This is a genomic window from Mycolicibacterium monacense, assembly GCF_010731575.1.
Taxonomy (GTDB): Bacteria; Actinomycetota; Actinomycetes; order Mycobacteriales; family Mycobacteriaceae; genus Mycobacterium; species Mycobacterium monacense.
This window is the reverse complement of sequence record NZ_AP022617.1, coordinates 2724671-2748312: the sequence shown is the minus strand read 5'-3', so window position 1 is coordinate 2748312 and position 23642 is coordinate 2724671. Positions and strand designations below refer to the sequence as shown.

Genomic DNA, 23642 nt, shown 5'->3' with positions numbered 1-23642 from the left:
GAGTTGCCCGTGGTGACCCAGTCCCTTCCGCTCGACGACCCGAACGGTGCGGCCCGCACGGCGAGCGCACCGGGGCCACATCTGGAGTACCGGCTCGACGTGCTGGGCACCGATGCCGCCGATCTGGTGAGGTATGCGGGCGGCTGGATGTTCGACCGGGCGTTGGCGGGTTGGCGGGTCAACGCGTGGCTGCTCGACGCGGACGACCTGCGGCCGCTGCAGGTGCTGGGCGTACAGGGCCACCGACTCGAACCCGGGGCCCGCCGAACCGACGACGAGCACACGGCCGGGTTGGCGGTGTCGGCGAATCTGGCCGAATCCGACGCGGATGTCCGCGCCGCGGTGCGCGGCGTGCTGACGTCAGGGCACACCGAGGTGGTGCTGTGGGGCGGGCGGCGGCCCGAACTGCTGGGGGGACGGGCCGAACCCGTCCGGTACCGGCTGAGCGCGGCGGCGCGGACCTTCAAACGACACGCGCTGCTGGCCGCGGACTGCCGGGAGATCCCGGTGGAGGCATGCGAGTCGCTGGTGTGCGGCGGTTACCGCCCGGTCGACTCCGACCTGGTCAGACGCTAGCGCGTCCAGCCGCGCCTGCGCATCCACCAGTCGCGGGCGACCCAGCCGACCAGCACCGCGGCGAACCCGATGAGAAAGGCGTCCTCGACGCGGCCCACATGGTTGCCGCGGAGCATCAGCAGCAGGAACGCGGCACCCAGCAGCAGTGAGATGTGGATGACCCGCGGGTTCTCCTTGCTCCAGCCCCACTGCGCGGACGGCACGTCCTCGACGTCGACGCCGGTGTGTCGTTCCACCTCGGTGTTGGCCACAGAGTGCTCCTCACAGTCGAAACGCGATGCGGTCATTCTGGCATACGACGCTGCGTCGTAACCGGAGTGCCCTAGGAGATCTCGGCGTAGCGGCGCAGCGCCTCGGCCCGTTCGGCCGCATGGTCGACGATGGGTGCGGGGTAGTCCGCCGGGCGATCGTCACCCATCTTGTGCACGTCGGCCACCCCCTTCAGTTCGGGCACCCACCGCCGCACGTACGTGCCGTCCGGATCGAACTTCGCGCCCTGCGTCGAGGGGTTGAACACCCGGAAGAACGGTGCGGCGTCGGTGCCGCACCCCGCGGTCCACTGCCACCCGTGCTGGTTGTTGGCCATATCGCCGTCGACCAGCTGCTCGAGGAACCAGCGCGCCCCCCACTGCCACGGCAGGTGCAGGTCCTTGACCAGGAACGAGGCCACGATCATCCGGACCCGGTTGTGCATCCAGCCGATCCCGGCGAGTTGACGCATCCCGGCGTCGACGATCGGGAACCCGGTGCGCCCGCGCTTCCACGCGTCGAAGCGCTGCTCGGCCACCGCACCCTCGTCGACGCGGATGCCGTCGAACCCGGTGTTCCAGTTCCACCACACGCTGCGGGGCCACTCGTGGAGCACCGCCGCGTAGAAGTCGCGGAACGCCAGTTCCCGCAGATACGCCTGGGCGCCTTTGCCCCGCCCGAGGTCGTCGACCATCGTGCGGGGATGGATGGTCCCGAACTTCAGGTGCGCCGACATCCGGCTGGTGACGTCGAGGTCCGGGCGGTTGCGGTTGTCGGCGTAACCGTCGAGTTCGTCGGCGACGAACGCCCGCCAGTGCTGCGCCGCGGCGCGCTCACCCGCGGGGATGTCCAGGGTGGCGCCGTCGTCGGGGATCTCGGTCCGCAGATCGCGGCCCGTCAGATCCGCCGGGTCGATCCACGTCGCCGAATCCGGCCCGCTCTGTGCCGGCGCGCGCCAACCGTGTCTGCGCCAGGCGTCGAAGAACGGGCTGAACACCTTGTACGGCGTCCCGTCGCCCTTGGTGACCCGGCCCGGCGACACCAGATAGGGCGAACCGGACGGTTGGAGGGGAACCTCGCCCAGAGCTTTCCGGACGGCGTCATCGCGTCGCCGTCCGAACGGGGTGAAGTCGCCGGAGACGTACACCGCCGACGCGTCGATGCTCTTCGCCAGCGCCGGGATCCGCTGCTCCGGGCGGCCGCGGGTCACCAGCAGCCGGCCGTCGAGCTGGTCGCGCAGATCCCGCAGGGCGTCGTGCAGGTACTGCAGCCGCCGCGGGCCCGCCGACCTGTGCAGTCTCGGATCCAGCACATAGCAGGCGAGCACCTGACCGTCGCCCTGGGCCGCATCGACCAGCGCGGGCAGATCGTGCAGGCGCAGATCGCGGCGGAACCACAACAGCGTGGGCATGACTTGCTTCTGCCCCGATGCCCGGGGTGGGAAACCCCGCCGTGATGACGGAACCATGACCGGTCCGCACCGGGCGCGCCCGCGCAGCGCCTGCAACAATCCCTGTCATGGTTGCCGGCGCCCATTACCCGCGCGACATGGTGGGTTACGGACCCCGTCCCCCTCATCCGCAGTGGCCCGGCGACGCCCGCATCGCGGTGCAGTTCGTGCTCAACTACGAGGAGGGTGCGGAGAACTCCGTACTGGACGGTGATCCGGCCTCGGAGACGTTCCTGTCGGAGATCAGTGGCGCGCAACCGTTTCCGAACCGGCACATGAGCATCGAGTCGCTGTACGAGTACGGTTCCCGGGCCGGGCTGTGGCGGGTGCTGCGGGTCTTCGAGCGCCGCGGGCTACCCCTGACGGTGTTCGGGGTGGCGCTGGCACTGGCCCGCAACCCCGAGGCGGTGGCCGCGTTCACCGAGCGCGGTGACGAGATCGCCTGCCACGGGCTGCGCTGGATCAGCTACCAACTCGTCGAACCGGACGTCGAGCGGGCGCACATGGCCGAGGCGGTGGCGCTGCTGACCGAACTGACCGGCAGCGCACCGCTGGGCTGGTACACCGGTCGTGACTCACCGCAGACCCGCCGCCTGGTGGTCGAACACGGCGGCTTCCTCTACGACTCCGATTCGTACGCCGATGATCTGCCGTACTGGACCGCGGTGGGCGGGCGTGACCACCTGGTGGTGCCCTACGCGCTGGACACCAACGACATGCGGTTCGCCGTTGCGGGCGGATTCCCCAGCGGCACAGAGTTCTTCACGCATCTACGCGACGCCTTCGACGTGCTCTACGCCGAGGGGGTGGCCGGGAGCCCGAAGATGCTGTCTGTGGGGCTGCACTGCCGGCTGGCGGGGCGGCCGGCCCGCACCGCGGCGCTGGAACGCTTCCTCAACCACGTCCAGGCGCACGACAAGGTGTGGATCACCCGGCGGGTCGACATCGCGCGGCACTGGGCCGAGCACTTCCCGGCCCGCTGACAGCCGAAAGAGCAGCCCATCCGGTACGGACGGGCTGCCCCTCGGTCATCGCCGTCAGTTGGCGGGCGGCATCAACACCGTGTCGATGAGGTACACGGTGGCGTTGGCGGTCTTCACCCCACCGCACACCACGGAGGCGTCGTTGACCTTCAACTCCGCACCGTGGGTGACGTTGACGTCCGCACCCTGCACCGTCTTGTGCGTGCCGACGACCGCGTCCGGACCGGCCTGTCCCGGCACCACGTGGTAGGTGAGGATGCTGGTCAGCAGCGGCGCATCGGTCTTGAGCCGCTCGATGGTGGCGGGATCGATCTTCGCGAACGCCTCATCGGTGGGCGCGAACACCGTGAACTCGCCCCCGTTGAGGGTCTCGACCAGGTTCACCTGCGGATTCAGTTGGCCTGAAACAGCTTTGGTGAGGGTGGTCAGCAGCGGGTTGTTGGACGCGGCCGTCGCGACCGGATCCATCGCCATGCCCGCGACCGAGCCCGGACCCTGCGGCACCTGCTGGGCGTAGGCGGTGCAACCGGGGCCGACCAGTCCGGTCGCCGGCTGCGCCTGGGCGGTGGCGGCGACGCCGAGCGACAACCCTGCGGCGGCGACCGCCGCGAAGCCTGCGCCCAGTACTCGATTGATGTTGATGTTCATCTGTGTGACTCCTTGTGTTCTACGGGATGGGTTTGGTGGGTGGGATGAGTCAGTTCGCCGGCGGCATCAGCACGGTGTCGATCATGTAGACCGTGGCGTTGGCGGTCTGCACACCGCCGCAGACCAGGCCGGCCTCGTTGACCTTGATGGCCTCGCCCTCGCCGGTGACGGTGACGTTGGCGCCCTGAACGGTCTTGTGGTCGCCGGGCACCTGATCGGGAGCGGCCTGACCCGGCACGACGTGGTAGGTCAGGATGCTGGTGAGCAGGTCCGAATCCGTCTTCAGCGTCTCGATGGTGGCGGGGTCGAGCTTGGCGAACGCGTCGTCGGTGGGGGCGAAGACGGTGAACTCACCGCCGTCGAGGGTGGCGACCAGGTTCACGTTCGGGTTCAGCTGACCGGACAGCGCCTGCGACAGCGTCTTGAGCATCGGGTTGTTCGACGCCGCCACCGTCACGGGCTCCTGGGCCATCCCGGCGACCGAACCCGGTCCGCTGGGCACCTGCTCGGCGTAGGCCGCGCAGCCCGAACCGACCAGGTTCGCGGCGGGGTCGGCGGCCGCACTCGACGTCGGCGCCGACGAGGTGGCGGATTCGACGGCCGACGAGGCCGCGCTCGTCGCCGAGGAGGCGTTGCTCCCGGCCTCTTCGCTCGAACAGGCCGCGACGCCGAGGATCGCCAGGGCGCTCAGGCCGGCGGCGGCCATCGTCCTACGGCGTGCGTGCGGCCGGGTGCTGCTCACCAACGTTGTCTTGCTCGACGTCGTCTTCATCGACACTGTCTCCTTCATCCGGTGCGGCCTTGTGCCGCCGTATTCGAAGCGGTGGGCCGCCTCGACGTCTGACGCGGGTGATTCGGCCGTGACCCGCATCCGGATGGGCGTTGGGGCGATGCGTCAGATTCACGTCACATCCGCCCCGCCCCTCGAGGTACCGGGAGAACTAGGGCCGACGGCGCTGCAGGCGGCACAATGGGCCGGTGGGCACAAGACTTCGGGTGCTGATCCTGGGCAGTACCGGATCGATCGGCACCCAGGCGCTGGACGTGATCGCCGCGAACCCCGACCGCTTCGAGGTGGTCGGCCTGGCCGCCGGCGGGGCGAACCCCGAACTGCTGGCCCGTCAGCGCGCTGCGACCGGGGTGCACGCGATCGCCGTCACCGACCCCGCGGCCGCCGAGAAGATCGGTGACGTGACCTACAGCGGGCCCGATGCGGTGACCCGCCTGGTCGAGAACACGCAGGCCGACGTGGTGCTCAACGCCCTGGTGGGCGCGCTCGGGCTGGAGCCGACGCTGGCCGCCCTGGCGACCGGTGCCCGGCTGGCGCTGGCCAACAAGGAATCCCTGGTCGCGGGCGGACCGCTGGTGCTGCGGGCCGCCGCGCCGGGCCAGATCGTGCCGGTGGACTCCGAACACTCGGCCATGGCCCAGTGCCTGCGGGGCGGCAGCGCCGACGAAGTCGCCAAGCTCGTACTCACCGCGTCCGGCGGCCCGTTCCTCGGCTGGTCGGCCGAGGATCTGCAGTCGGTCACCCCTGAGCAGGCGGGCAAACACCCGACCTGGTCGATGGGGCCGATGAACACGCTGAACTCGGCGACCCTGGTCAACAAGGGGCTCGAGCTCATCGAGACGCACCTGCTGTTCGGCATCGACTACGACCGCATCGAGGTCGTCGTGCACCCGCAGTCGATCGTGCACTCGATGGCCACCTTCACCGACGGGTCGACGCTGGCCCAGGCCAGCCCGCCGGATATGAAGCTGCCGATCGCGCTGGCCCTCGGCTGGCCCGACCGGATCCCGGGCGCGGCGCTCGCCTGCGACTTCACCACCGCGTCGACCTGGGAGTTCCTGCCTCTCGACGACGACGTGTTCCCGGCGGTGCGCCTGGCCAGGGAGGCCGGAAGGCGCGGCGGCAGCCTGACCGCGGTCTACAACGCCGCCAACGAGGAGGCGGCCGCGGCGTTCCTCGACGGCCGCATCCGGTTCCCGCAGATCGTCGAGAGCGTGGCCGAGGTCCTGCGCGCTGCCGACCAGTGGGCCGCCGAACCAGCTACCGTGGAAGAGGTCCTCGACGCGCAGCGCTGGGCTCGGGATCGCGCCGGGCGTGCCGTCGAGCAGGCCGCCACACCTCCGAGTAAAGGGTTAGTCACCAGATGATGTTTGCTCTCGGCATCGTGCTCTTCGCACTGGCCATCCTGGTGTCGGTAGCCCTGCACGAATGCGGCCACATGTGGGTCGCGCGGGCCACCGGGATGAAGGTGCGCCGGTACTTCGTCGGGTTCGGGCCCACCCTGTGGTCGACTCACCGCCCCAACCGCCTCGGCAGCACCGAGTACGGCGTCAAGGCCGTACCGCTCGGCGGGTTCTGCGATATCGCGGGTATGACGTCGGTCGAGGAACTCGCCCCGGAGGACCGCCCGTACGCCATGTACCGGCAGAAGGTGTGGAAGCGCGTCGCCGTGCTGTTCGCCGGACCGGGGATGAACTTCGTCATCGGCCTGGTCCTCGTCTACGCCATCGCGGTGATCTGGGGCCTGCCGAACCTGAACCCCCCGACCGCCGCGATCGTCGGCCAGACCGGCTGTGTCGCACCGCAGCTCAGCAAGGACCAGATCGGCGAGTGCACCGGGCCCGGCCCGGCGGCGCAGGCCGGTATCCAGGCCGGCGACGTGATCGTCAAGGTCGGCGACACCGACGTCGCGACGTTCGACGAGGCTCGGGTGACCCTGCAGAAGTCCTCCGGCCCGACACCGATCGTCATCGAGCGGGACGGCCAGGAACTCACCAAGGTGGTCGACGTCACCCAGACCCAGCGCTTCACCGGCGAGGGCGACCAACCGACCACCGTCGGCGCGATCGGCATCGCCGCCGCGCAGTTCGGGCCGACCCAGCACAACGCGCTCTCGGCGGTGCCCGCCACGTTCGCGTTCACCGGCGACCTCGCCGTCGAACTGGGTAAGTCGCTGGCCAAGATCCCCACCAAGGTGGGCGCGCTGGTGGACTCCATCGGCGGTGGTGAGCGTGATCCCGAGACGCCGATCAGCGTCGTGGGCGCCAGCATCATCGGCGGCGACACCGTCGACGCGGGGCTGTGGGTGGCCTTCTGGTTCTTCCTGGCCCAGCTCAACTTCGTCCTCGGCGCGGTGAACCTGGTGCCGCTGCTGCCGTTCGACGGTGGACACATCGCGATCGCCGTGTTCGAGAAGATCCGCAACATGATCCGGTCGGCCCGCGGCATGGTGGCCGCGGCGCCGGTGAACTACCTCAAGCTCATGCCCGCCACCTACGTAGTGTTGGTGGTGGTGGTCGGCTACATGCTGCTGACCGTGACCGCTGACCTGGTCAACCCGATCAGGTTGTTCCAATAGGAGACCTCATGACTTCCGGCCCCGCCATCGGGCTTGGTATGCCGCCCGCACCCCCGCCGGTGCTGGCACCGCGGCGCAAGACCCGTCAGCTGATGGTGCGCGACGTCGGCGTGGGCAGCGATCATCCGATCTCGGTCCAGTCCATGTGCACCACCAAGACCCACGACATCAACTCGACCCTGCAGCAGATCGCCGAACTCACCGCGTCGGGCTGCGACATCGTCCGGGTGGCGTGCCCGCGGCAGGAGGACGCCGACGCGCTGCCGATCATCGCCAAGAAGTCGAAGATCCCGGTGATCGCCGACATCCACTTCCAGCCGAAGTACATCTTCGCCGCGATCGACGCCGGATGTGCGGCGGTGCGCGTCAACCCCGGCAACATCAAGGAGTTCGACGGTCGGGTCAAGGAGGTGGCCAAGGCCGCCGGTGACGCCGGCATCCCGATCCGCATCGGCGTCAACGCCGGATCGCTGGACAAGCGATTCCTGCAGAAGTACGGCAAGGCCACGCCCGAGGCGCTCGTCGAGTCGGCGCTGTGGGAGGCCTCGCTGTTCGAGGAGCACGGCTTCGGCGACATCAAGATCAGCGTCAAGCACAACGACCCCGTCGTGATGGTCGCGGCCTACGAGTTGCTGGCCGCCCGCAGCGACTACCCGCTTCACCTCGGTGTCACCGAGGCCGGCCCGGCGTTCCAGGGGACGATCAAGTCCGCGGTCGCCTTCGGCGCGTTGCTCTCCAAGGGCATCGGCGACACCATCCGGGTCTCGCTGTCCGCGCCGCCGGCCGAGGAGGTCAAGGTCGGCAACCAGATCCTCGAATCGCTCAACCTGCGCCCGCGCGGTCTGGAGATCGTGTCCTGCCCGTCGTGCGGACGCGCCCAGGTCGACGTGTACACCCTCGCCAACGAGGTCACCGCCGGCCTCGAGGGCATGGACGTCCCGTTGCGCGTCGCCGTCATGGGCTGTGTCGTCAACGGTCCCGGCGAAGCCCGCGAAGCCGATCTCGGGGTGGCCTCCGGCAACGGCAAGGGTCAGATCTTCGTCAAGGGTGAGGTCATCAAGACCGTGCCCGAGGCGCAGATCGTCGAGACGCTGATCGAGGAGGCCATGCGCATCGCGGAGGAGATCGGCGCCGCCGGTGACAGCCCCGAGGGAAGTCCCAGCGGTTCGCCGGTTGTGACCGTAAGCTGAACAACGACGCGGTGAGTGGTGTCACCGCCTCGGTCCAGCAGAAAGCAGTTGCGCGATGTCGGCTCCGCCGCTCTTCCGCCTCGCCGACGACCGTCGAGTCTCGGTGGTGCGCGACGTCGCAGCGGTTCAGCGCGTGCTCGACGACGATCCGGTCGGCGCCTGCATGGTCGCGTCCCGGGTCGCCGATCACGGGGTGGAACCCAGCGCGATCGGCGGTGAGCTGTGGACCCGCAGGCGCGCCACCGACTCCCTCTGCTACGCCGGGGCGAACCTCATCCCGCTGCGCGGTGAACCCGCCGACATGCACGCGTTCGCCGAGAAGGCCACCAGCAGTGCGCGGCGCTGTTCGTCGCTGGTGGGGCGAGCCGAACTCGTGATGCCCATGTGGCAGCGGCTGGAACGGGCCTGGGGGCCCGCCCGCGACGTGCGCGACCACCAACCGCTGATGGCACTGGACACCTCGCCGCAGAGCCTCGTCGACCCGGCGGTGCGCCCGGTGCGGATCGAGGAACTCGACGCCTACCTGGTGGCGGCCATCGACATGTTCATCGGTGAGGTCGGGATCGACCCCCGGGCGGGTGACGGTGGCCGTGGCTATCGGCGCCGGGTCGCCGGGCTCATCGCGGCCGGCCGGGCGTGGGCCCGGTTCGAACGCGGTGAGGTGGTGTTCAAGGCGGAGGTCGGCTCGCAGTCGCCCGCCGTCGGCCAGATCCAGGGTGTGTGGGTCCATCCGGACCGGCGCGGTCACGGCCTGGGCACCGCGGGTACCGCGGCGCTGGCGGCCGCGGTCGTTCGGGGCGGACGGATCGCCAGCCTCTACGTCAACAGCTACAACACGGTGGCCCGGGCGACTTACGCGCGCATCGGCTTCCGGCAGGTGGGCACGTTCGCCACCGTGCTGCTCGACTGACGGCGGCGGTTACGCTGGCGGCCATGACCTACGCCGACCACGACCGCCGCATCGACCGCCGGGAGATCGCCGATGCGTTGATGCGGGCGCTGGAACGCCGCCACGAGGTCCTCGACGTGATCGTCGCCTCCGAGGACTACGACGCCGCGATCGAGGCGGTCGCCGCGCTGCTCGGAACTTCGGCCGCCGGCGGTGAAGCGGTGCTGCGGCTGTCCTTCGACCGGCTGACCAAGGTCTCGCGGCGTCGCATCGCGGCCGAACTCGAGGACCTCAACAACCAGCTCAGCTTCACGATGGGTGAGCAGTCGTCTCGGCCGGTCGAACGTGTTGTGCTGCGGCCGTTCTCGGCCGCGGAGGACCGCGATGTCTTCGCTGCGCGCACGGCGGACGTGCGCGCCGCCGGGGACGGTTCAGGTGCGCCGGCCGGCGCGCTGGACGACGAGATCAGCGCGGCCGTCGGCCGGGTGAACGCGGAGGAGGCGGTCTGGCTGGTCGCCACCGTCGGCGCCGACAAGATCGGCATGGTGTTCGGGGAACTGTCCGGTGGTGAGGTCAACGTGCGGATCTGGATCCACCCGGAGCACCGCAAGCGCGGGTACGGCACCGCGACGCTACGGGCCTCGCGTTCGGAGATGGCCGCCTACTTCCCCGCGGTGCCCCTCGTCGTGCGGGCCCCCGCCGCCGGGGCCTGAGCCGGACCGGGTGATTTCGGCGTGCCGGGTCGCGCCCAGCGCGACTCCGCACGCCGAAATCACATGAGGGCCGGTGCGCCTCCGTGGAAAGCGTTCGCCCCATCCCTAACATCAGCCTCAATGGCAACTAAAACCTCAGCAGCAACACGGGTCACCTGTCTGCTCACGGTGGCCACGGTTCTCGGCGGCCTCGCCCTCAGTGGCTGCACCCCCAAACCCAACGGCCCGGAACCCGCGGCCGAGGAATTCTTCGCCGCGCTCTCCACGGGCGACACCGCGGCGGCCGCCGAACTCGCCGACCGCCCCGCCGAGGCGCGCGCCGCGCTCAACGAGGCATGGGCGGGTCTGCAGGCCACCCACCTCGACGCGCAGATCCTCGGGTCGAAGTACTCCGAGGACACCGGCAGCATCACCTACCGCTACACCTGGCACCTGCCCAAGGAGCGGACCTGGACCTACGACGGTCAACTCAACATGGTGCGCGACGAGGGTCGTTGGGAAGTGCGTTGGGCCACAACAGGTCTGCACCCGCGACTGGGTGAGAACCAGTCGTTCGCGCTGCGCGCCGACCCGCCGCCGCGGGCCTCGGTCAACGAGCGGGGGGGCAGCGACGTGCTGGTGCCCGGGTACCGCTACCACCTCGCGCTCGACGCCAAGGCCGCCGGCGCGGAGCTGATGGCGACCGCCCGCGTGGTCGCCGACGTCCTGCGCCCCTTCAACCCGACCATCGACGCCCAGCGCCTGGCCGAACAGGCGTCGTCGATGGCCGAGCCGATGAGCCTGATCATGCTGAACCAGGCCGACCACGACCGGGTGGCCGGCGTTCTGGGCCCGCGCCCGGGTGTGGTGATCACACCGCAGCCCGACATGCTGCCCACCGACGAGGAGTTCGCGCCGGCCATCATCAACGAGGTCAAGAAGGAGGTCGCCGACGAACTCGACGGCCGCTCCGGCTGGCGGGTGGTCACCGTCAACCAGAACGGGGTCGACGTCGACGTCCTCAACGAGGTCCCCGGCGACCCCGCGCCGTCGGTGACCATCAGTCTCGACCGGGCCGTGCAGACCGCCGCGCAGAATGCGGTGAACTTCACCGGCAAGCAGGCGATGATCGTCGCCATCAAGGCCTCGACCGGCGAGATCCTGGCCGTCGCGCAGAACTCCGCCGCCGACGCCGAGGGCCCGCTGGCCACCATGGGTCTGTATCCGCCCGGGTCGACGTTCAAGATCGTCACCGCGGCCGCCGCGATCGAACGCGATATGGCCACCCCGAACACGATGCTCGGCTGCCCGGGACACATGGACATCGGTCACCGCACGGTGCCCAACTACGGCGGCTTCGACCTCGGCACCGTGCCGTTGTCACGGGCGTTCGCCAGCTCGTGCAACACCACCTTCGCCGAATTGGCCAGCCGGATGCCGCCGCGGGGCCTGACCACCGCGGCCGCCCAGTACGGCATCGGGCCCGACTACCGGGTCGAGGGCATCCCCACGGTCTCGGGATCGGTGCCGCCCACGGTCAACCTCGCGGAGCGCACCGAGGACGGGTTCGGTCAGGGCAAGGTCGTGGTCAGCCCGTTCGGGATGGCGCTCGTGGCCGCGACGGTCGCCGCCGGCCAGACCCCGGTGCCCCGGCTGATCGAGGGCCGCGACACCGTCGTCACCGGAGCGCACGAACCCGTCCGCCCGGAGGTCGTCGAGGCCCTGCGCCCGATGATGCGCTTGGTGGTGACCAACGGCACCGCCAAGGATCTGGCCGGCGCGGGGGACGTGCGCGGGAAGACCGGTGAGGCCGAATTCGCAGGCGGCTCCCATTCCTGGTTCGCCGGGTACCGCGGAGACCTCGCCTTCGCCGCGCTCATCGTGGGCGGCGGCAGTTCCGAGTACGCGGTGCAGATGCTGCGGGGCATGCTCGACGGACTGCCCGCCGACTACCTGGCCTGAGTAGCCTGGAGGGGCTATGACGACCCCGGCCCACAATCCGGCCCACGACGGTGAGGCCCGCCCCGAGCCGATGCCGATGCGCATCTCGGACGCCGACCGCAACGGCACGCTCAGGCGTCTGCACAACGCCGTCGCGCTCGGCCTGATCGACATCGAGGAGTTCGAGGAACGCTCGGCGCTGGTCTCCCAGGCACGGCTGCGCTCCGACCTCGACGCCCTGGTGACCGACCTGCCGGGGCCGGGTGCGATCGTCACGTCGGCGACCGACCGCGTCGAACTGCGCGGGGTGTTCGGATCACTCAAGCGCCACGGCGAGTGGATCGTGCCGACGCGGTTGGCGCTGCACCGCCGGATGGGGTCCATCGACCTCGACCTGACCCGGGCGCGGTTCGCAGGCCCGATCGTCGTCATCGAACTCGACCTCAAATTCGGTGGGCTCGATCTGCGGCTGCCCGACGGCGCCAGCGCCTCGATCGACGACGTCGAGGTGATCGTCGGCAGCGCGACCGACCACCGTCGGGACGTCCCCGCGGAGGGCCGGCCACACGTGGTGCTCACCGGCAAGGTGGTGTGGGGTTCGGTCGACATCCGCGGCCCGCAGACCGGATGGTTGCGGCGGCCGCGGTTCCTCGGCGAACGCGGCTGACTACCGGGGGTCGAGTACCGCGAAACTCAGCGTGGAGCGGGCCGCGAGGCGGTCCCGTCCCACGTCGGTGACGTCGACGGCGGTGACGATCATGCGCTTGCCCGCCCGCACGATGGTCGCCTCGGCGCGCGCGGGGCCCACGACGACGGGTGCGAGGAAGTGCACCGTCATATCCGCCGTCGTCACGCTCTGCCCGGGTCCGACGTGCCGCTCGGCCAGTCGGCCCGCCGCGATGTCGATGAGGGTGGCCACCAGCCCGCCCTGCAGGGCGCCGCGGGTGTTGGCGAGGTCGGGCCGGTTCTCCATCTCGAGGACGAACCGGTCGTCGGACTCGAGCACGTCGTGGATGCCCAACTGACCGAGCAGGTGGTCCGGGGTGGTTCTCATCGGGGTCGACTCGCTGAGCATGGCTGAGAAGTTAGCATTCTCGTCCGCGGAGAGTGACGTTCTCCTGGCTATCCTGGGTCCCATGTCTGTGCGCACCGCCCTCCGCCCCGGCGAGCTGTCTCCCACGCTGCCGGTGCCCAAGTCGATCGCGCGCCCCGAATACGCGTGGCGGCCGACCGTCGCCGAGGGCAGCGAACCGTGGGTGCAGACGCCCGAGGTGATCGAGAAGATGCGCGTCGCCGGGCGCATCGCCGCCGGCGCGCTCGCGGAGGCGGGTAAGGCCGTCGCACCCGGCGTCACCACCGACGAACTGGACCGCATCGCCCACGAGTACATGGTCGACCACGGCGCATACCCGTCGACCCTGGGCTACAAGGGTTTCCCCAAGTCCTGCTGCACGTCGCTCAACGAGGTCATCTGCCACGGCATCCCCGACTCGACCGTCATCGAGGACGGTGACATCGTCAACATCGACGTCACCGCCTACATCGACGGTGTGCACGGTGACACCAACGCCACGTTCCTCGCCGGCGACGTCTCCGAGGAACACCGTCTGCTCGTCGAGCGCACCCACGAGGCGACCATGCGGGCGATCAAGGCCGTCAAACCCGGCCGTGCGCTGTCGGTGGTCGGCCGGGTCATCGAGGCCTACGCGAACCGGTTCGGCTACAACGTGGTTCGCGACTTCACCGGACACGGCATCGGCACGACGTTCCACAACGGTCTGGTGGTGCTGCATTACGACCAGCCCAGCGTCGAGACCGTGATCGAACCCGGGATGACGTTCACCATCGAACCGATGATCAACCTCGGCGGCCTCGACTACGAGATCTGGGACGACGGCTGGACCGTCGCCACCAAGGACCGCAAGTGGACCGCTCAGTTCGAGCACACCCTGGTGGTCACCGACACGGGCGCCGAGATCCTGACCCAGCTGTGAGACCGTCCGCGAGTGTGAAGCCACTGCGAATTTCCGGCCGGATTCTCGCACTGAGTTCACACTCGGCGCGATGACCGGCGGGGCGCTGCTCGTCGCAGGCACCACATCCGACGCAGGCAAGTCCATGGTGGTGGCCGGGCTGTGCCGGCTGCTGGCCCGCAAGGGGGTCCGCGTCGCGCCGTTCAAGGCGCAGAACATGTCGAACAATTCGGCGGTCACCGTCGACGGTGGCGAGATCGGCCGCGCGCAGGCCATGCAGGCGCGCGCCGCGGGGCTCGACCCGAGCGTGCGGTTCAACCCGGTGCTGCTCAAACCCGGCAGTGACCGCACCTCGCAACTCGTCGTGCGCGGGCGCGTGACCGGTACCGTCAGCGCCACGGACTACATCACCCACCGCGACCGGCTCGCCGATGTGGTCGCAGACGAACTCGCCTCTCTGAGAGCGGAATTCGACGTCGTGCTGTGCGAGGGTGCGGGTTCGCCCGCGGAGATCAACCTGCGCCGCACCGACCTGGCCAACATGGGGCTGGCCCGGCGCGCCCACCTACCGGTCATCGTGGTCGGGGACATCGACCGCGGCGGGGTGCTGGCCCACCTCTTCGGCACCGTCGCGGTGCTGCATCCCGACGATCAGGCTCTGATCGCCGGATTCGTGGTCAACAAGTTCCGCGGGGATCCGACACTGCTCGCCCCCGGCCTCGACCAACTGCACGATCTGACGGGCCGCCCGACCTACGGTGTGATCCCGTACAGCGACGAACTCTGGATGGACACCGAGGATTCGGTGTCCGTCGTCGCGGGCCGCACCATCGGGCGCCCGACGCCGCCGCGCGGCGCCGACGGTCTCCGGGTGGCGGCGGTGCGGCTGCCGCGGATCTCCAACTCGACCGACATCGAGGCCCTGGCGTGCGAACCCGGGGTGACGGTGCGCTGGGTGACCGATCCGGCCGACGTGGCCGACGCGGACGTCGTGGTGCTGCCGGGCACCAAGGCCACCGTCGCCGACCTGCAGTGGTTGCGCACCGCCGGATTGGCGGAGCCGATCGCCGCGCACGCCGGCGCGGGCCGGCCGCTGCTGGGGATCTGCGGCGGATTCCAGATGCTCTGCCGTCACATCGACGATGCGGTCGAATCGCGGGCCGGGCGGGTGGACGGCCTCGGTCTGCTCGACGCCGACATCGCATTCGCCGCCGAGAAGACGTTGCGGCACTGGACGACACCGCTGCAGGGCTACGAGATCCACCACGGCCAGGTCACCCGCTGCGCCGCCGACGACTGGGCCGGGATCGGTGTGCGGCGCGACGCGGTGTACGGCACCCACTGGCACGGCCTGTTCGACAACGACGGCTTCCGGCGGGCCTGGCTCGCCGATGCCGCGGCCGCGGCCGGCCGGTCCGGTTTCGTCGTGGCCGACGACATCGACGTGTCCGCGCGTCGCGACGCCCAACTCGACGTCATGGCCGACCTGTTGCAGAACCACCTGGACCTCGACGCCGCCCTGGGCCTCGTCGACGCCGGACCACCACCGCGCCCGACCATCTCCACCGGGATAACCTGAGGGCATGACCGGGTGGCGTGCGGTGCCGTGGGCGCTGCTGCTGCTCGGAGCGCTCACCGGCTGCGCCACCACCGTGACCGGCAACCCGACCTGGCCCGGCGCCCGGCTGGAGACGGTGATCCTGACCGAGGCGGATTTCCCGCCCGGCGTGCAGTACGACCGCATCGTCGACGAACCCGGACCGGGGGGCACGGCCGGCGGACCGCCGCCGATGCTCTCCCGCCCCCAGGGGTGCTCCGACGGGCTGACGCGGGTGATCGAGCGCGGTGCGCAGCGCGGCCCGGGCAGCGCCGCGAAGTACGTGGCCGCCTACGACGGCGCGCGGGTGGTGATGACCGTGCTCACGTGGCGGCTCGACATGGACGCCCTCGCCGCGACCGCCGAGCGGTGCGCGGAATTCGAGACCTTCTTCGATCCGACGGACGCGGGCATCCCGATGACCACCACCCGCATCGACAGCGCGCGCCCCGATGCGCTGGTCTACCGGCAGACGATGACACTCGCCGGTGTCGACAGCAGCGTCTACTTCGGCTTCGAGAACGTCGGCACGATGGCGGTGTTCGGAATCGCCTTTCCCACACCGAATCCTGAGATCCCGGCCAACGGCACGCTGCCCCAGACATTCCTGGACGTCGCCACCCGCCAGGCCGACCGCATCGCCGCCGGGTGAGACCGGCGCAACACGAAGAATCCCGCCCGCCGGGTCCGCGCACCCGGTAGCGTGGCCGAGTGCTCTCCTCCATGGTCACCGTCGACGGGTTCCCCGTTCCGGTGGACGTGGCAGGCCCGGAGAAGGGTTCGGCGGTGGTGTTGCTCGGCGCGGCCCAGCACTCGCCTGCGGCATACGACGGGATCTGCCAGCGGCTGCACACCGCGTCGCTGCGCACCGTGGTGATCGGAGCCGATCCGCGCCTCACGGGTAAGGCCGTCGTCGGCATCCTCGACGCCCTCGATGTCCGGTGGGCGTTGCTGGTGGGGGACCGGCACGGTGGCGAACTGGCCTGGGAGCTGGCCGCCACCCGCCTCGACCGGTTCATCGGGCTGGTGGTGATCGACCGGGGTCATCCGCGCGTGCCGGACCCGGCCGGTGTCGTCCGCGACGAGCACTGCCCTCCGGTCGAGATGAACACCACGGCGCTGGTCAGCACACCGGCGTCACGTTCGGTGGCCAAGGCCAGCCAGCGTTTCGTCTACGGCGAATACCGCCTCGTCGACCTCCTCGGCCGGCGCAACGCCGCCGACTCCACGGCACAGCTCGCCGCCGAGATCGTGATGCGCACCAGCACCTGGTGACTAGGCGGGTGTCTCCTCCGGAGTCCACGCCTGCGGAAGACCGGGTTGCATGGGGAACAGGAAGTCCACGAAAGCCGCTGCGGTGGGCTGTGGTTCGTGATTCGCCAGCCCCGGGCGTTCGTTGGCTTCGATGAACACGTAGTCGACACCGGTGACATCGGGCACCAACAGGTCGATCCCCGTGACGGGTATGCCGATCGCCTCCGCGGCGGCCACCGCAACCCGGCACAGCTCCGGGTTCACCTCCGCGGTCACATCGTGGATGGTGCCGCCCTGATGGAGGTTGGCCGTCCGGCGGACCCGCAGGCGTTCCCCTTCGGGCAGGACGTCGTCGAGTGACCAGCCCGCCTCCTTGACGGTGCCCTCGGTGACCTTGTCCATGGGGATCTGCGACTCGCCGCCGGTCGCGGCCGCCCGACGCCGGCTCTGGGTCTCGATCAACTCGCGGATGGTGTGCTTACCGGTGCCCACGATCTCGGCCGGCATCCGCAGCGCCCCCGCGACCACCTTGCCGTCGATGACCACCAGGCGCAGGTCGTCGCCCGGTGCGCGCTGTTCGATCAACACCTCGGGGTGCTGCTCACGTGCGCGGGCCAGCGCCGCGTCGAGTTCCTCGGGGCCCTCGACGCCGACGGTGATGCCCTTGCCCTGTTCGCCGCGCGTCGGTTTGACCACGACGTCACCCACCTCGGCGAGGAATTCGTGATCCTTCTCGTCGAACGTCGCCAGCCGGCCCTTCGGGACCGTGATCCCGGCCTCCGAGACGATCCGCCGGGTCTGGCGCTTGTCGTCGCACCGCGCCATCGCCACCGCGGAGGTGAACTCCGACAACGACTCCCGGGTGATGACGCTGCGTCCGCCGTGGCTCAGCCGCATCTCCCCGGCGCCCGCGTCGAGCACCTCCACCCAGATGCCGCGGCGGATCGCCTCGTCGGCGATGATCCGCGCATACGGGTTGAGGTCGTCGACGGTCTCGGGGGAGTGGGTGAACAGCGGTTCGTTGATCGCGTTCTTGCGCTTGACCGCCAGCACCGGGACGCGCTGGAAGCCGAGCTTCTCGTACAGCGCGATCGCCGCGGTGTTGTTGTGGGCCACCGACAGATCCATGTACGAACGCCCGCGTCCGCGGAACAACCGGGCCAGCGCGCGGGTGAGCGCGGCGCCCACTCCCGGCAGGCTCGACGTCGGGTCGACGGCCAGCGTCCACAGGCTCGATCCGTCTTCGGGGTCGTCGAACAACAGCTTGTGGTCCACCCCGGTGACCGTGCCGACGACGCTGCCGTCGTCGTCGCGGACCGCGACCAGGTAGTCGACCGCGTCGACCTGGTTGTGGTTCTCCCAGATGACGTCGGTCGGGGCGGGCACCATCCCGCACTGCACGTACACCCGGTTCATCGCATCCGCATCGGACGGTTCGCGCAGCGACCGGACCGTGAACCCCGTCGGGGTCGGGTCCGGCGTCTCCTCACCCTCGGTGAAACGCAACCGGTAGGTGTGGCTGGGGTCGATGAACAGTTCCGAGGGTGAGCGGGCCACCAGCACGTGCGACTCGCGGGCGTAGATGCAGATGTCCCGCCGTCCGGGGCCCTCGTGTTGCAGCACCTTCGCCAGCTTCTCGGGGTCGGCGAACGTCTGACCGAATATCAGTCGGCCCCAACCCAATTCGAGGACGACGTCGTCGGCCATCCGGTCCACCAGATGCTGTGGCGACGCGTCGTGCAGGCCGAGGGTGATGGCCTCGGTGTGGTCGCTGTCGGGATCGAGGTGCGATCCGAGGTCGGTCATGCGGCCGGTCCGGTGATCCCGTGTCGCTGCAGCCACAGCTCCAGCAGCGCCATCTGCCACAGTTCGTTGCCGCGCAGCGGGGTGAGCCGGCCGTTCGGATCGGCCAGCAGCCGGTCGACGGCCTCGGGCCGGAACAGGTCGCGTTCCTTGGCGGCCGGCGCCGACAGGGCGTCGCGGACCATGTCGAGGTACGGACCCTCGAGGTGGGTGAGCGCGGGAACCGGGAAGTACCCCTTGGGCCGGTCGATGACCTCGGCCGGGATCACCCGGCGCGCGGCCTCCTTGAGCACGCCCTTACCGCCCTGGGCGGTCTTGTACTCGGGGGGACAGGTGGCGGCCAGTTCAACCAGTTCGTGGTCGAGGAACGGCACGCGGCCCTCCAGACCCCAGGCCATCGTCATGTTGTCCACGCGTTTCACCGGGTCGTCGACGAGCATGACCATGGTGTCGAGGCGCAGCGCCCGGTCCACCCCGGTGGCGGCGCCCTCGCGGGCGAAGTGCTCGGTGACGAACCGGCCGCTGGGATCGCCGTCGGCGAAGTACGGGGGCGTGACGAGCCCGCCGAGGGCCGCCGGGTCGCGGTCGAAGAACGCCGCCCGGTAGCTGGCCACCGAACCCTCGACCGATGCGGCGCCGGGTTCGGCCATCGGCGGATACCAGTGGTAGCCGGCGAACACCTCGTCGGCGCCCTGACCCGACTGCACCACCTTGACGTACTTGGCCACCTCCTGGCTGAGCAGGTAGAAGGCCACGCAGTCGTGGCTGACCATCGGCTCGCTCATCGCGCCGATCGCACCGTCGAGGGCGGGCAGCATCCGCGCCGTGTCGATGCGGATCTGGTGGTGGTCGGTGCCGAACCGCTGCGCGACGATGTCGGAGTACTTGAACTCGTCACCGGCCACGCCGTTGACCGATTCGAAGCCGATCGAGAAGGTCTGCAGCCCGGTCTGACCGGCCTCGGCGAGCAGGCCCACGATCAAGCTCGAGTCGACGCCGCCCGACAGCAGACACCCCACCGGCACGTCGGAGACCAGCCGGCGCTCGACGGCGCGCCGCAGCGCGGTGAGCACCGCGTCCTCCCAGTCCTGTTCGGACCAGTCGGCGCGATCGGCGTGCCGGGTGAAGTCCGGGGTCCAGTACGTCGTGGTGGTGCGCCTGCCGTCGGGTTCGATGGCGACCAGCGACGCCGGCGGCACCTTCTTCACACCGCGCAGGATCGTCAGCGGTGGCGGCACGACGGAGTGGAAGGACAGGTAGTGGTGCAGCGCGACCGGATCGATGCGGGTGTCCACGCCGCCGCCGGCGACCAGGGCGGGCAACGACGAGGCGAAGCGGATCCGGTGGGCGTCCTCGGAGATGTAGAGCGGTTTGATGCCCAGCCGGTCGCGGCCGAGCAGAACCCGTCCGCTGTCGCGTTCGACGATCGCGAACGCGAACATCCCGTAGAGGCGGTCGACGAACCGGTCGCCCCAGTGGTGGTAGGCCTTGAGCAGCACCTCGGTGTCGCTGGTGGAGAAGAAGCTGTAGCCGTGGCCGCGAAGTTCGTCACGCAGCTGCTGATAGTTGTAGATGCAGCCGTTCCACGCGATGGCCAGGCCGAGGTCGGAGTCGACCATGGGCTGCGCGCCCGCCTCGGACAGGTCGATGATCTTGAGGCGGCGGTGTCCCAGCGCGACCCGGCCCTGCGACCAGGCGCCTGCGCCGTCCGGGCCGCGCGGTGACAACGTCTCGGCCATCGCCGAGACGGCGGCTAGGTCAGGGGTTCGGCCGTCGAGGCGTACCTCGCCGGTGGCTCCACACATCGCTTAGACCCTACCGTGGCCGCGTTCGGGGCGCGGAGCTGCCGAGTGAATCGCCATCCGCGGATCGTTCGTTCTCACGCGCGGGTGGTACCCCCGTTGCGCACGGTGTATGCGCTCCGAATGGCCTACCTCACATTCAGTCGGTGTGGCCTTTGAGGATCTCGTCCTCGATCGTGCCGCCCAGACCCTCGGCCTCCGGGTCGTAGCCGTGCAGACCGCCGGTGACCGCGTACTCCTCCTCCGGCGACAGCACGAGGCGATGGCGGCCGTAGAACCCGAACACCAGCAGGCCGATCACGTAGAAGACGACGATGGCGATGACCGCCGGACGGTAGGTCGGGTTGACCAGCACGCCCACGAACGTGATGGCCGCGATGACGAGCGCCACGATCGCGCCCGCGTTGCCGGTCGGGCTGACCCACGGCCGCCGCGCGTTGGGGAAGTTGCGGCGCAGCAGCACGAACGAGATCATCTGCAGCATGTAGGCCAGCACCGCACCCCACACCGCGATGTTGAGGACCACGTCGCCCGCCCCCTCGTTGAGGCTCACCACCACCAGCGCGACGAACCCGATGACCGCGCCGAGGATCAGCGCGATGTAGGGGGTCTGCCGGGAACCGGTCAGCGACAGCACCTTCGGGTAGTAGCCGGCGCGGCTCAGTGAGTAGAGGTTGCGGCCGTAGGCGTACATGATGCCCTGCAGGCTGGCGAGCAGACCGATCAGCGCGAACGCGGACAACACGGCCGCCAGGCTGCCGGGGAGGAACGCGCGGAACCCGTCGAGCAGCGGTTCGTCGGATGCGCCGAGTGCTTCCGAACCGGTCACCGCCGGGTTGAGGAAGAACACGATCGCTCCGCAACCCACGAGCGAGATCAGCCCCCAGATACCGGCTTTCGGGATGTCGCGGGCCGGGTCGTGGGCCTCCTCGGCGGCCAGCGGCAACTCCTCGATGCCGAGGAAGAACCACATCGCGAACGGCAGCGCGTAGAGCACCGCGACCCAGCCGAAGGGCAGGAAGTCACTGGAGCCCGCGGCCGCCGGGTCCGGCGCGATGTCGAACAACCGGCTGAAGTCGACGGCGCCGTTGGCGATCGCCAGCACGCCGAACAGCACCAGGATCCCGATCGAGATGATCGCGACCACGAGCGCGAACTTGAACGACAGCGCCGCACCCCACGAGTTCAACCCGACGAAGATGGCGTAGAGGATCAGCCACCACACCCAGCCCGGCATGCTCAGGCCGAACAGTTCGCTGGTGACCGCATCGGCGTAGCTGGCGGAGAAGAACACCACCACCGCGGTGGTGAAGACGTATTCGATGGTCTCGGCGAAACCGGTGATGAAGCCGCCCCACGGCCCCATCGAGGCGCGGGCGAAGGAGTAGGCGCCGCCGGTGTGCGGCATGGCCGCCGACATCTCGCCGATCGAGAACAGCATGCCGAAGTACATGATCACGATGAGGACCGAGGCGACGGCGAGCCCGCCCCAGCCGGCTTCGCCGATGCCGAAATTCCATCCGGAGAAGTCGCCGGAGATGACGGCCGCGACGCCGATACCCCACAGGCCCCAGAACCCGGCGGTGCGCTTGAGTTGCCGCTTCTCGAAATACCCTTCGCCGGCCTGGCTGTAGGTGGCGCCGGAGGATTTCAGCCGGTCGTCTGCCATCGCGCACTCCTCGAGACGAGGTCTGGGGGCGGCCAGCGCGCACCGCAAAATGGAGCATAAGATGCCAAAGGTCTGGTGTCCTACCTTTGTGGGTAGCGATCGTGTAAACCTCGGGGAGAACATCCGGCACATCGCTGGGTAAAGGTCGGCTCCGCGTCATCGGTGGGGCCCATCGGAAAGGTGCGCACATGGGGACCCGAACCGGCATGTTGGCGCAGGCCGACCTCGAACGCATGGTGTCCGAGCGCGAGATCGACACGGTCATCGTCGCGTTCACCGATATGCAGGGCCGACTCACCGGCAAACGCATCTCGGCGCGCCTGTTCGTCGACGACGTCGCCGCACACGGCGCGGAGTGCTGCAACTACCTGCTGGCCGTCGACGTCGACAACAACACCGTCGGCGGATACGCGATCTCCAGTTGGGAGACCGGCTACGGCGACATGGTGATGACGCCGGACTTCGACACGCTGCGCCTGCTCCCGTGGCTGCCGGGCACCGCGCTGGTGATGGCCGACCTGTCGTGGACCGACGGGCGGCCCGTGACCCAGGCGCCGCGCAGCATCCTCAACCGCCAGATCGACCGGCTCGCGGAGCGGGACCTGGTGCCCTATGCCAGCACCGAACTCGAGTTCATGGTGTTCGACGACTCGTTCCGCGCGGCGTGGGCGGCGGGCTACCGGGGCCTCACGGCGGCCACCGACTACAACATCGACTACGCGATGCTGGCCTCCACCCGGATGGAGCCGCTGCTGCGCGACATCCGGCTCGGGATGGAGGGCGCCGGGATGTACTGCGAAGGTGTCAAGGGGGAGTGCAACCTCGGCCAGCAGGAGATCGGGTTCCGCTACGACCACGCGCGGGTGACGTGCGACAACCACACCATCTACAAGAACGGCGCGAAGGAGATCGCCGACCAGCACGGCAAGAGCCTGACGTTCATGGCGAAATTCGATGAGCGCGAAGGCAACAGCTGTCACATCCACATCTCGCTGCGCGGCAGCGACGGTAGTACCGTCTTCGCCGACGAGGACGCCGAAGACGGTATGACACCGCTGTTCCGCAGCTTCATCGCCGGCCAGATCGCGACGATGCGCGAGTTCTCGCTGTGCTATGCGCCGAACATCAACTCCTACAAGCGGTTCGCCGAAGGCAGCTTTGCGCCGACGGCGATCGCCTGGGGTTTCGACAACCGCACCTGCGCGCTGCGCGTCGTCGGGCAGGGGGCGGGTATGCGGATGGAGAACCGCGCGCCCGGCGGCGACGTCAACCAGTACCTCGCGGTGTCGGCGCTCATCGCCGGCGGGCTGTACGGCATCGAGAACGAACTCGAACTGCCGGATCCGGTGAAGGGCAACGCCTACACCAGTGGGGCCGAACGCCTGCCCACCACGCTGTCCGAGGCGGCCGAACTGTTCGACCGCTCCGAGATCGCCCGCGAGGCGTTCGGCGACGACGTCGTCGACCACTATCTGAACTACGCGCGCGTGGAGCTGAACGCGTTCAACGCCGCGGTGACCGACTGGGAAAGGGTGCGCGGTTTTGAGCGGCTCTGACT

Annotated in this window: 22 protein-coding genes; 14 read left to right on the top strand and 8 right to left on the bottom strand. The window is 69.5% G+C overall.

Annotation, left to right across the window (positions count from 1 at the left end; genetic code table 11):
- The first annotated feature begins 9 nt into the window (after window positions 1–9).
- Window positions 10–576, top strand: coding sequence for a hypothetical protein (locus G6N49_RS13170; protein WP_011559434.1), 567 nt, complete (start codon window positions 10–12; stop codon window positions 574–576).
- Here G6N49_RS13170 and G6N49_RS13165 read toward each other — a convergent pair.
- Entirely contained in the window at window positions 573–827 is a 255-nt protein-coding gene (locus G6N49_RS13165) for a DUF2631 domain-containing protein (RefSeq protein ID WP_041309589.1), read from the bottom strand. The genes G6N49_RS13170 and G6N49_RS13165 overlap by 4 nt on opposite strands.
- A gap of 71 nt (window positions 828–898) precedes the next feature.
- Window positions 899–2236 carry a cryptochrome/photolyase family protein gene (locus G6N49_RS13160; protein ID WP_011559436.1) on the bottom strand — a complete coding sequence of 446 codons (1338 nt, stop codon included), beginning with the start codon at window positions 2234–2236 and terminating at the stop codon, window positions 899–901.
- 107 nt (window positions 2237–2343) lie between these two features.
- Between G6N49_RS13160 and puuE the strand changes: the two genes are divergently transcribed.
- Entirely contained in the window at window positions 2344–3258 is a 915-nt protein-coding gene (puuE, locus tag G6N49_RS13155; protein ID WP_011559437.1) for an allantoinase PuuE, read from the top strand.
- 54 nt (window positions 3259–3312) lie between these two features.
- Here the strand turns inward: puuE and G6N49_RS13150 are convergent, their stop codons facing one another.
- Window positions 3313–3906, bottom strand: coding sequence for a fasciclin domain-containing protein (locus tag G6N49_RS13150; protein ID WP_011559438.1), 594 nt, complete (start codon window positions 3904–3906; stop codon window positions 3313–3315).
- Between the two features lie 49 nt (window positions 3907–3955).
- The gene (locus G6N49_RS13145; RefSeq protein ID WP_011559439.1) at window positions 3956–4678 is read right to left on the bottom strand and encodes a fasciclin domain-containing protein; all 723 of its coding nucleotides are present in this window, start codon (window positions 4676–4678) and stop codon (window positions 3956–3958) included.
- Window positions 4679–4884: 206 nt separating this feature from the next.
- On the opposite strand from G6N49_RS13145, the gene dxr reads away from it, so the two are divergent.
- The 7 genes from dxr (at window position 4885) to G6N49_RS13110 (ending at window position 12653) form a co-directional block, all read left to right on the top strand.
- Complete coding sequence (gene dxr, locus G6N49_RS13140) at window positions 4885–6063, top strand: 1-deoxy-D-xylulose-5-phosphate reductoisomerase (RefSeq protein WP_064916725.1); 1179 nt, start codon at window positions 4885–4887, stop codon at window positions 6061–6063.
- On the top strand, window positions 6060–7274 hold the full coding sequence (locus G6N49_RS13135; RefSeq protein ID WP_011559441.1) for a M50 family metallopeptidase: 1215 nt from the start codon (window positions 6060–6062) through the stop codon (window positions 7272–7274). The genes dxr and G6N49_RS13135 overlap by 4 nt, the downstream gene beginning before the upstream one ends.
- Window positions 7275–7282: 8 nt before the next feature.
- Window positions 7283–8464, top strand: coding sequence for a flavodoxin-dependent (E)-4-hydroxy-3-methylbut-2-enyl-diphosphate synthase (gene ispG, locus G6N49_RS13130; protein ID WP_011559442.1), 1182 nt, complete (start codon window positions 7283–7285; stop codon window positions 8462–8464).
- Window positions 8465–8519: 55 nt separating this feature from the next.
- Entirely contained in the window at window positions 8520–9374 is an 855-nt protein-coding gene (locus G6N49_RS13125) for a GNAT family N-acetyltransferase (protein WP_064873143.1), read from the top strand.
- A gap of 23 nt (window positions 9375–9397) precedes the next feature.
- Window positions 9398–10066, top strand: a complete 669-nt coding sequence (locus G6N49_RS13120; protein ID WP_083044605.1) for a GNAT family N-acetyltransferase — start codon at window positions 9398–9400, stop codon at window positions 10064–10066.
- 120 nt (window positions 10067–10186) lie between these two features.
- On the top strand, window positions 10187–12007 hold the full coding sequence (locus G6N49_RS13115; protein ID WP_011855378.1) for a penicillin-binding transpeptidase domain-containing protein: 1821 nt from the start codon (window positions 10187–10189) through the stop codon (window positions 12005–12007).
- A gap of 16 nt (window positions 12008–12023) precedes the next feature.
- Window positions 12024–12653 (top strand): DUF1707 SHOCT-like domain-containing protein, encoded by a 630-nt coding sequence (locus G6N49_RS13110; protein ID WP_011559446.1) that lies wholly within the window; start codon window positions 12024–12026, stop codon window positions 12651–12653.
- Here the strand turns inward: G6N49_RS13110 and G6N49_RS13105 are convergent, their stop codons facing one another.
- Entirely contained in the window at window positions 12654–13040 is a 387-nt protein-coding gene (locus G6N49_RS13105) for a PaaI family thioesterase (protein ID WP_011768190.1), read from the bottom strand. It lies immediately after the preceding gene.
- Between the two features lie 82 nt (window positions 13041–13122).
- Between G6N49_RS13105 and map the strand changes: the two genes are divergently transcribed.
- From map to G6N49_RS13085, 4 genes are all read left to right on the top strand, one after another.
- The gene (map, locus tag G6N49_RS13100) at window positions 13123–13980 is read left to right on the top strand and encodes a type I methionyl aminopeptidase (protein ID WP_011559448.1); all 858 of its coding nucleotides are present in this window, start codon (window positions 13123–13125) and stop codon (window positions 13978–13980) included.
- Window positions 13981–14050: 70 nt separating this feature from the next.
- A complete protein-coding gene (locus G6N49_RS13095) occupies window positions 14051–15538 on the top strand; it encodes a cobyric acid synthase (protein WP_064873139.1) in 1488 nt (495 codons plus the stop codon).
- Window positions 15539–15542: 4 nt separating this feature from the next.
- On the top strand, window positions 15543–16208 hold the full coding sequence (locus G6N49_RS13090) for a hypothetical protein (RefSeq protein ID WP_083044604.1): 666 nt from the start codon (window positions 15543–15545) through the stop codon (window positions 16206–16208).
- Between the two features lie 71 nt (window positions 16209–16279).
- Window positions 16280–16831, top strand: a complete 552-nt coding sequence (locus G6N49_RS13085) for an alpha/beta fold hydrolase (protein ID WP_011559451.1) — start codon at window positions 16280–16282, stop codon at window positions 16829–16831.
- Here the strand turns inward: G6N49_RS13085 and ngg are convergent, their stop codons facing one another.
- From ngg to G6N49_RS13070, 3 genes are all read right to left on the bottom strand, one after another.
- Window positions 16832–18616 carry an N-acetylglutaminylglutamine synthetase gene (gene ngg / locus G6N49_RS13080; protein ID WP_011559452.1) on the bottom strand — a complete coding sequence of 595 codons (1785 nt, stop codon included), beginning with the start codon at window positions 18614–18616 and terminating at the stop codon, window positions 16832–16834.
- Complete coding sequence (locus G6N49_RS13075) at window positions 18613–20418, bottom strand: N-acetylglutaminylglutamine amidotransferase (protein ID WP_064873135.1); 1806 nt, start codon at window positions 20416–20418, stop codon at window positions 18613–18615. The genes ngg and G6N49_RS13075 overlap by 4 nt, the downstream gene beginning before the upstream one ends.
- Window positions 20419–20554: 136 nt before the next feature.
- Window positions 20555–22084: an amino acid permease gene (locus G6N49_RS13070; protein WP_064873133.1), complete on the bottom strand. Its 1530-nt coding sequence runs from the start codon at window positions 22082–22084 to the stop codon at window positions 20555–20557.
- 188 nt (window positions 22085–22272) lie between these two features.
- Between G6N49_RS13070 and G6N49_RS13065 the strand changes: the two genes are divergently transcribed.
- Complete coding sequence (locus tag G6N49_RS13065) at window positions 22273–23640, top strand: glutamine synthetase family protein (RefSeq protein ID WP_011559455.1); 1368 nt, start codon at window positions 22273–22275, stop codon at window positions 23638–23640.
- Window positions 23641–23642: the final 2 nt, after the last annotated feature.